The organism is Pseudomonas sp. WS 5410, assembly GCF_012985645.1.
GTDB lineage: Bacteria > Pseudomonadota > Gammaproteobacteria > Pseudomonadales > Pseudomonadaceae > Aquipseudomonas > Aquipseudomonas shahriarae.
In genome coordinates this window covers 1-1271 of record NZ_JAAQWS010000048.1, presented here as the reverse complement: position 1 = coordinate 1271, position 1271 = coordinate 1, and the positions used below count along the sequence as shown (strand labels likewise).

1 protein-coding gene is annotated in these 1271 nt (G+C 55.1%); it reads left to right on the top strand.

Translation table 11 applies throughout. The features are described 5' to 3' along the window. Positions 1-100: 100 nt before the first annotated feature. Positions 101-1236 (top strand): IS3 family transposase gene (locus tag HBO24_RS29285; protein WP_222933250.1). Its coding sequence is split into 2 segments (ribosomal slippage): positions 101-353 and positions 353-1236, totalling 1137 coding nucleotides; the frame shifts between segments, so codons are not numbered across the junction. Positions 1237-1271: the final 35 nt, after the last annotated feature.

The window sequence follows — 1271 nt, the reverse complement described above, 5'->3', positions numbered from 1 at the left end:
TGGACTGCCCCCGGCATCGTAGACATCTCCAGCCTATGCTTGGACTGCCCCCGGCATCGTAGACATCTCCAGCCTATGCTTTGAGCATAGGAGGAAGTTTATGAGCACCCAACGATTCACGCCGGAATTCAAGGCAGAAGCCGTGAGGCAGGTTATTGAACGCGGATACTCCGTTGCGGAAACAGCCGAGCGCCTCGGCGTTTCGACCCACAGCCTCTACAAATGGGTCAAAGCCGTGACGCCTGACAAAACCGAGAAACAGGCCAGCGAGTTGCTCGAAGCCAAAAGTGAGATTTTGCGGCTGCGAGCCCAAATGCGACGCTTGGAAGAAGAGCGCGACATATTAAAAAAAGCAGCGCGGTACTTCGCCAGGGAACCCGAGTGAAATACCGCTTTATGAACGAGCATCGGCATCAATACGCGATCACTACGCTGTGCCGGGTTTTGCAAGTTGCTCGTGCCGGGTTCTATCAATGGCTACACAAGCCTGTTTCTGACCGCGAAAAAGAGAATGATCGGCTGTTAGGGCTGATCCGCGACTCCTATGCGGCCAGTCGAGGTGTGTATGGCGCACGGCGGGTGTTTGCTGACTTGCGCGAGGCTGGAGAAAGTTGCGGCAAGCACCGTGTCGCGGCACTGATGCGCACCAATAAAATCAAGGCGCTCAGAGGATATAAAGCCCCGCGCGCAATCAAAGGCAGACCATCGATCATTGCCCCCAATCGACTTAACCGGGCCTTCACTGTCGATGCCCCTAATAAGGCTTGGGTGACCGATATCACTTACATCCGAACGTGGCAGGGATGGCTATATCTGGCTGTAGTACTGGATCTCTACGCTCGCAAGGTGGTCGGCTGGTCAATGAAGCCAACGCTAGGCAAGGAGCTGGCGCTGGACGCGCTGCTCATGGCGGTATGGCGCCGTAAACCCAAAACCAGAGTCATCGTGCATTCGGACCAGGGTAGCCAATATGGTAGCGATGACTGGAAACGTTTTTGTCTGGCCAACCACCTCGAGCCGAGTATGAGCCGCCGAGGAAACTGCTGGGACAATGCCGTGGCTGAGTCTTTTTTCAGTAGCCTGAAAAAAGAACGCATCCGCAAGAGGATCTACAAAACCCGGGACATGGCCCGTGCCGACGTATTCGATTACATTGAGGCGTTTTACAACCGAACGCGTCGTCACAGTCACCTGGGCGGCGTCAGTCCTGAGGCCTTTGAAAGTGCCTCACTTTGAGGCTGGAAAATGTCTACGGAAACGGGGGTAGTCCA